Raw genomic sequence first — 7,295 nt, forward strand, 5'->3', positions numbered from 1 at the left:
CTGATTCTTCATCCAGCTGCGGTACATGAAGCCGTTCTTGTCGGCGGTGCCAAACCATTGGGCGGAGCGCAGGGTGGGTTTCTTATCAGACATGATCGATTCTCTTATTGTATGACTATATTGTTCGGGCTGAGGCGTACATTAAGCGCAATTCCACTGCATTGGAAGTGTTGCCCGATTAAATAGTATTACTATATAGTCGCTTCCACTGGAGGGACGGCCCTGGCGATTTACCGTGAGAGGCGTCCCCTGAGGTTCTATAAAAACAACAATCGGAGACCGATCCCATGAGCCAGGAACTGCGGCTTATTCGTCGCATTACACTCAAACTGATTCCCTTCCTGATCCTGCTGTACCTGATCGCCTATGTGGATCGCTCCGCAGTGGGCTTCGCCAAATTGCACATGGGCGCCGACATCGGCCTGGGCGATGCGGCTTACGGTCTGGGTGCAGGGCTGTTCTTCATTGGCTACTTCCTGCTGGAAATCCCCAGCAACCTGATGCTCGACCGCTTTGGTGCGCGACGCTGGTTCGCGCGGATCATGGTTACCTGGGGCGCCATCACCATCGGCATGGCGTTCGTCCAGGGGCCCAACAGCTTCTATGTGATGCGCTTTCTGCTCGGCGCCGCCGAAGCCGGGTTTTTTCCGGGCGTTCTGTACTACATCACCCAATGGTTCCCGGTTCGCCATCGCGGCAAGATCCTCGGGCTGTTCATCCTGTCCCAACCCATTGCCATGATGATCACCGGTCCCGTGTCCGGTGGACTGCTGGGCATGGACGGCGTGTTGGGGCTGCACGGTTGGCAGTGGCTGTTCATCGTCATCGGTACGCCAGCGATCCTGCTGACGTGGCCGGTGCTGCGCTGGCTGCCGGATGGCCCGCAACAGGTGAAGTGGATGGACCAGTCGGAAAAAGACTGGCTCAAAGGCGAGCTGAACAAGGACCTTGAAGCCTACGGCCAGACCCGCCACGGCAACCCGTTGCATGCGCTCAAGGACAAACGCGTACTGTTGCTGGCGCTGTTCTACCTGCCGGTGACCCTGAGCATTTATGGCCTCGGTCTTTGGTTGCCAACGTTGATCAAGCAGTTTGGCGGCAGTGACCTGGTCACCGGTTTCGTGTCATCGGTGCCGTACATTTTCGGGATCATTGGTCTGCTGATCATTCCGCGCAGTTCCGACCGATTGAATGATCGCTATGGCCATCTGGCGGTGCTTTACGTGCTGGGTGCCATCGGCCTGTTCCTCAGTGCCTGGCTGTCGGTGCCGGTGTTGCAATTGGCGGCATTGTGCCTGGTGGCGTTCGCGCTGTTTTCCTGCACCGCTGTGTTCTGGACCTTGCCGGGTCGATTCTTTGCCGGCGCGAGCGCGGCGGCGGGAATTGCCTTGATCAACTCGGTGGGCAACCTGGGCGGCTATATCGGTCCATTCGTGATCGGTGCGCTCAAGGAGTACACCGGCAACCTGGCCTCGGGCTTGTATTTCCTGTCTTGCGTGATGGTGTTCGGGTTGATTCTGACTGGCGTGGTTTATCGCAAGCTGGAACGAAAGCACGTGCTGCCGGCAGATGAATTTGCCGCCAGTGCCCGGGGCGCTACCCGTACCTGACTCACATACCACCATTGGCCAACTGTGGGAGCGAGCCTGCTCGCGATGAGGCCGCCACATTCAATGTTTATGGTGACAGATACTCCGCTATCGCTAGCAGGCTAGCTCCCACAGGGATTGGCGGTGTTTGAACTAAACAGGAGAAAATTCATGCGTCTGGTTCAATTCGAATTGAGTAACGGCGAACGCCGCGTAGGTGTCGTCGAGGAAGGGTTGGTGCGTGAAGTGCAGGACGCACGCACCGTTCGCGACCTGGCCCTGGCGGCCATCGAGGCGGGTGTCGGTCTTGAGCAACAAGTGAATGCCCTGGGCCTCGGTATCAGCCACGATTACGCCGAGTTGCTCGCTCAACTGCGTATCCTGCCACCGCTGGATCACCCGGACCCGGCGCACATGCTGGTCAGTGGCACCGGCCTGACCCATCTGGGCAGTGCCTCGGCTCGGGACAAGATGCATCAGCAGGCCGGTGACGAAGCAGCGATGACCGACACCATGCGCATCTTCAAATGGGGCGTGGAGGGCGGCAAGCCCGCAGCCGGTCAGGCGGGTGTACAACCGGAATGGTTCTACAAGGGCGACGGCAGCATTGTGGTGCGCCCGGGACAATCGTTCCCGCTGCCGCCCTTCGCCGAAGACGCCGGCGAAGAGCCCGAGCTCAGCGGCCTGTACGTCATCGGTCACGATGGCAAGCCGTATCGCCTCGGTTTTGCCGTGGGCAACGAATTTTCCGATCACGTCATGGAGCGCAAGAACTACCTCTATCTGGCGCACTCGAAACTGCGCAGTTGCAGCTACGGCCCGGAACTGCGGGTCGGTGAGCTACCCCAGCATCTGGCGGGCACCAGTCGCATCCTGCGTAACGGCGAAGTGTTGTGGCAAAACGAGTTCCTCAGCGGCGAGGCGAACATGTGCCATAGCCTGGCGAACCTTGAATACCACCATTTCAAATACAGCCAGTTCTTGCGTCCGGGGGATGTGCACATCCATTTCTTCGGCACCGCGACCCTGTCGTTTGCCGATGGCGTACGCACGCAGCCGGGCGATGTGTTCGAAATCAGTCAGGCCGAATTCGGCGCGCCATTGATCAATGGCATCGCGCCGGTCGAGGCCGCGTTCGAGCCCGACACCATTGGCACACTTTGAGGAGAAAGGCATGACCCTGATTCTTGGTCACAACTACATTGGTGGTCAGCGCAGCGCGTTGGGCACCGTCAAGCTACAGAGCGTCGATGCCGAAACCGGTGAGGCGTTGCCCCATGATTTCATCCAGGCCACCGCGCAGGAAGTCGACGCCGCCGCCAAGGCCGCTGCTGCGGCGTATCCGGCGTATCGCAGCCTAAGCGCCGAACGTCGCGCACAGTTTCTTGATGCGATTGCCGCTGAGCTGGATGCGCTGGGCGATGAGTTCGTGTCCCTGGTTTGTCGCGAGACTGCGCTGCCGGCTGCACGGATTATCGGTGAGCGTGGCCGTACCAGCGGGCAGATGCGTCTGTTCGCGAGCGTACTGCGTCGCGGTGACTTCTATGGTGCGCGCATCGATCGGGCATTGCCTGAGCGCCAGCCGCTGCCGCGTCCCGACATGCGCCAGTACCGCATTGGCCTCGGGCCGGTTGCGGTGTTCGGTGCCAGTAACTTTCCGCTGGCGTTCTCGACCGCCGGTGGCGACACCGCCTCGGCATTGGCGGCCGGCTGCCCGGTGGTGTTCAAGGCCCACAGCGGCCACATGGCAACCGCCGAGTGGGTGGCTGACGCGATCATTCGTGCAGCGGAAAAAACAGCGATGCCGGCCGGTGTGTTCAACATGATCTACGGCGGTGGGGTAGGTGAGGCGCTGGTCAAGCATCCGGCAATTCAAGCGGTGGGCTTTACCGGTTCGCTCAAGGGTGGTCGCGCGTTGTGCGACATGGCAGCGGCACGCCCGCAGCCTATTCCGGTGTTTGCCGAGATGTCGAGCATCAATCCGGTGATCGTGCTGCCGCACGCGTTGCAAGAACGCAGCGAAACCATCGCCCGTGGCCTGACGGCCTCAGTGGTTCAGGGTTGCGGTCAGTTCTGTACCAACCCGGGGCTGGTGATTGGCATTCGTTCGCCGCAGTTCAGTGAGTTCCTGCAATCGGTCACCGGCATGATGGCGGAACAGCCGGCGCAAACCATGCTCAATGCCGGGACACTGGCTAGCTATGGCAAGGGCTTGCAAAAGCTCCTCGATCATCCAGGTATCGAGCATTTGTCAGGCAGCGCACAACAAGGTCGCCAGGCGCAGCCGCAGTTGTTCAAGGCAGACGTCAGCCTGCTGATCAACGGCGATGAGGTGCTGCAAGAAGAAGTGTTCGGACCAACGACGGTCGTCGTCGAAGTGGCGGATCAGGCGCAACTGAGTGCTGCCTTGAACGGGCTGCATGGTCAGTTGACTGCAACGATCATCGGCGAACAGGCGGATTTCCTACAGTTCGGCGAGTTGACGGGGTTGCTGGAACAGAAGGTCGGTCGCATCCTGCTCAATGGCTACCCGACGGGCGTCGAAGTATGTGATTCGATGGTGCATGGCGGGCCGTATCCGGCGACTTCGGATGCCCGGGGTACGTCGGTGGGGACGCTGGCCATCGATCGGTTCCTGCGCCCTGTGTGCTTCCAGAACTATCCGGACAGCCTGCTTCCGGATGCGCTGAAAAACGGCAATCCGCTGCGCATTCAGCGACTGGTCGACGGCAAGCCATCGCGCGAAGCCCTCTAACCGTAAACCGGTGCAGATCATTCCCACGCTCCGCGTGGGAATGCCGCCCGGGACGCTTCGCGTCCCAACCAAGAGCCGAACGCGGAGCGTCCGTGGATGCATTCCCACGCAGAGCGTGGGAACGATCAACGCAAGGCCGCCCTTCACATTGAGCTATCATTGCGTCTTTCCCATTCAAAGATTGACTGCCATGAATGCCGTAACGGACACCCTGCTCAACGCCCTCGAACACTGCGGTATGGTGGAAATCGACGGGCTGCATGCCTTCGAATTCGCCCTGGATGAAGACGACAACCTGCACATCGAATGCATCGATGGTCGCAATGCCCTGCACTGGGAATTCACTCCGGCGCAGATCCAGGCGGCGGTTTTCGATCAATCCCTGCAAAGCTGGCTGATCAAGGACGATAAGGGTGAGCATCGCCTCGTATGCGTCGGCGACGTCATCAGCGGCGACAACGAAGACGATGAACAAGAGGATGCGTAACCTCTGGCCACTGTTGATGGCCGGCAGCATCGGTGCGATGGGTGTTCAAGCTGCATCCGCCGAGGACTATCAACTGCTCGTGGGCTCGTACACCGCGGGTCAGAGCCAGGGCATTTACCGACTGAATTTCGACAGCGCCACCGGGCAGATCAACCCCAAGCCGCTGCAAGTGATCCAAAGCGAAAACCCGTCATGGCTGACCCTGTCCAGGGATCAGCGGCGTCTGTTCGTGGTCAACGAAAATGGCCCCGGCCAAGCCGACCCGGTGGGGCGCGTCAGCAGTTACGCGATCGACTCCAAGTCCCATGCACTGAGCCTGATCAATCAGGTGCGGAGCCTGGGCAACGAGCCCACGCACTCGAGCCTCAGCGCCGATGCCAGCCATTTGTTCGTCAGCAATTACTCTGTGGCTGAAGATCCCGGTGGCACCTTGGCAGTATTGCCGGTGAGCGCCGATGGCACGTTGAAACCGGTGGTGCAGATGAGCAGCCATCCAGCCAGTCTGGTCAATGCCGAACGGCAGATGTCGGCGCATGTGCATTCGACGGTCCCTTCGCCAGATGGCAAATACGTGTTCTCCAATGATTTGGGTGCGGACAAGGTTTTTGTCTACCGCTTTGACCCCAAGGCCAACCGGGAACTGCCGCTGACCCCGGCTACGCCGGCGTTTGTGCAGTTACCGCCCGGTAGCGGGCCGCGTCATCTGTTGTTCAGTGCCGATGGCAAGCACGCCTGGCTGACCATGGAAATGAGTGCCCAGGTCGCCGTGTTCGATTACCACGATGGCCAGCTTGAGCAAACGCAAATGGTCGATCTGGCTGCCGGTCAACCCGTCACTGACAAGGCCGCTGCCGCGCTGCACGCGTCAGCCGATGGCAAATTCCTCTACGTCAGCAACCGTGGTACTGCCAATCAATTGCTGGTGTTCGCTATCGATCCCGCCAGCGGCCATCTCAAGGAGCTCCAGCGCCGGGCGGTGGAGGGTGATCATCCACGGGAGTTCAGCCTTGATCCCAGCGGCCGGTTCTTGCTGATCGCCAACCAGAAAAGCAACCAGATTGTCGTCGTCGAGCGCGATGCCGAGACCGGCCTGCTGGGCAAAACCGTGCAAAAACTGCCGATGGATGCCCCGAGCGACCTCAAGTTCTTGCTGCGACAATAGACCGCAGGCCCCGGTTGATGGGGCCTGTAGCTTCTATCAATGAGGCTGATATTTGGTAATGCTACAAAGCATTTCAAGGTCTCGTTCCTCGGAGGTTAAGTTTGCTTCACGGCCCCACCGGGCAAGCAAGCCAACTGACTCCGAGGAATACACCCATGAACTTCAATCTTTTCTCCATCATCGCCGCCTCCGCCATCTCTGCCAGCGTTGCTCTGCCAGCCAGTGCCAGCGTTGACGTCAGCGATAAAAAATCCCACACCCAGAGCTACACCCAGAAATACCTGCAACAAAGTGCCAACTTCTACGCCGCTCTGGATCACAAAGCCCAGCACTGAAATTGTCTCCCTGCACCCTTTATGCAGGAGCGAAGTCACTTGCCGATCGAGAGCTACGACTCGAAAAGCGATGAAGTGATGTCGCTCCTGCATAACGCGTTTACGACAGTGTCAAACTGCCATCAATGTAGTTCTTGATATCACCCAACCACCGGTTTAAATTTGGCGCTGATTTTTTGACTCCTTCTCAAGAAAAGGATCGACAAGATGGCGATGCGTCTGGCCGTGGTTCTGCTGTTCCTTTATTCCACTCCGATTTTCTCTGACTCAGAGCCCCTGTCCGGGGAGCCTGACGCTGCCCGCGAGCGCATGATCAGTTTCATCGAAGACTGAAATTATCGGGCTTGATGATCAATGCAGCTGATAGTCGCTATAGACACGTGTTGTTGGTTATCGAGGCTCGTTTGAACGATTCTGTGGACACTAAAACATGTCCACGGAGTTCATCATGGCCCGCGCAATCATCACTTCTGCCAAACACGGCGCCTATGTGGCTATCGGTCTTTACCTGGTCATGGTGCTGGTGTTCAGCCTTTCACCGCAGTCGCAACAAAGCTTCGACGCGCCGATTCAGGTCGCACACCCTGGCATCCAGTTCGAGCACCGCGCGCAACAGGCGCTGGTCGATCAGGCTGACCTCGCAGGAGTCGGCGGAGCATGAACCGTTGCAAACTTTTGGTCATCGCCTTCCTTGCGTTCATCACCAATGGATTTTCCTTGCTGGGGATCGGGCAAGGTTCGATAGGTGGGGTGGCGCGGGCCATGGAGGCCAATCACAACATCGCGCGCAACATCGAGACAGCCAAGGCCATGGGGATGCTGGCCGGCAATCCGCCGATCAAGCCTGACAGCGGATTTTTCGGACCGTTCCAGGTTGATTGCTCTGTCATCGGGATGTGCGAAGTACTGGCCTGAAAACACATCCCCTGTAGGAGCTGCCGAAGGCTGCGATCTTTTGATTTTTTTT

The 7,295-nt window shown here is 58.8% G+C and carries 9 protein-coding genes; all 9 read left to right on the plus strand.

The window, feature by feature from the left end:
- The first annotated feature begins 287 nt into the window (after positions 1-287).
- Complete coding sequence (locus tag ACRESJ_RS05105; RefSeq protein WP_431756928.1) at positions 288-1,610, plus strand: MFS transporter; 1,323 nt, start codon at positions 288-290, stop codon at positions 1,608-1,610.
- 150 nt (positions 1,611-1,760) lie between these two features.
- Positions 1,761-2,753, plus strand: coding sequence for an AraD1 family protein (araD1, locus tag ACRESJ_RS05110; protein WP_431756929.1), 993 nt, complete (start codon positions 1,761-1,763; stop codon positions 2,751-2,753).
- 10 nt (positions 2,754-2,763) lie between these two features.
- Complete coding sequence (locus ACRESJ_RS05115) at positions 2,764-4,344, plus strand: aldehyde dehydrogenase (NADP(+)) (protein ID WP_431756930.1); 1,581 nt, start codon at positions 2,764-2,766, stop codon at positions 4,342-4,344.
- A 190-nt stretch (positions 4,345-4,534) separates the two neighbouring features.
- Positions 4,535-4,831: a DUF5629 family protein gene (locus ACRESJ_RS05120; RefSeq protein WP_431756931.1), complete on the plus strand. Its 297-nt coding sequence runs from the start codon at positions 4,535-4,537 to the stop codon at positions 4,829-4,831.
- The gene (locus ACRESJ_RS05125) at positions 4,824-5,993 is read left to right on the plus strand and encodes a lactonase family protein (protein WP_431756932.1); all 1,170 of its coding nucleotides are present in this window, start codon (positions 4,824-4,826) and stop codon (positions 5,991-5,993) included. The genes ACRESJ_RS05120 and ACRESJ_RS05125 overlap by 8 nt, the downstream gene beginning before the upstream one ends.
- 155 nt (positions 5,994-6,148) lie before the next feature.
- On the plus strand, positions 6,149-6,328 hold the full coding sequence (locus tag ACRESJ_RS05130; RefSeq protein ID WP_431756933.1) for a hypothetical protein: 180 nt from the start codon (positions 6,149-6,151) through the stop codon (positions 6,326-6,328).
- A gap of 207 nt (positions 6,329-6,535) precedes the next feature.
- Positions 6,536-6,661 (plus strand): hypothetical protein, encoded by a 126-nt coding sequence (locus ACRESJ_RS05135; RefSeq protein WP_431756934.1) that lies wholly within the window; start codon positions 6,536-6,538, stop codon positions 6,659-6,661.
- Between the two features lie 115 nt (positions 6,662-6,776).
- On the plus strand, positions 6,777-6,989 hold the full coding sequence (locus ACRESJ_RS05140; protein WP_431756935.1) for a hypothetical protein: 213 nt from the start codon (positions 6,777-6,779) through the stop codon (positions 6,987-6,989).
- Complete coding sequence (locus ACRESJ_RS05145) at positions 6,986-7,243, plus strand: hypothetical protein (RefSeq protein ID WP_431756936.1); 258 nt, start codon at positions 6,986-6,988, stop codon at positions 7,241-7,243. The genes ACRESJ_RS05140 and ACRESJ_RS05145 overlap by 4 nt, the downstream gene beginning before the upstream one ends.
- The last annotated feature ends 52 nt before the right edge of the window (positions 7,244-7,295 follow it).

The organism is Pseudomonas sp. (assembly GCF_050739655.1).
Taxonomy (GTDB): domain Bacteria; phylum Pseudomonadota; class Gammaproteobacteria; order Pseudomonadales; family Pseudomonadaceae; genus Aquipseudomonas.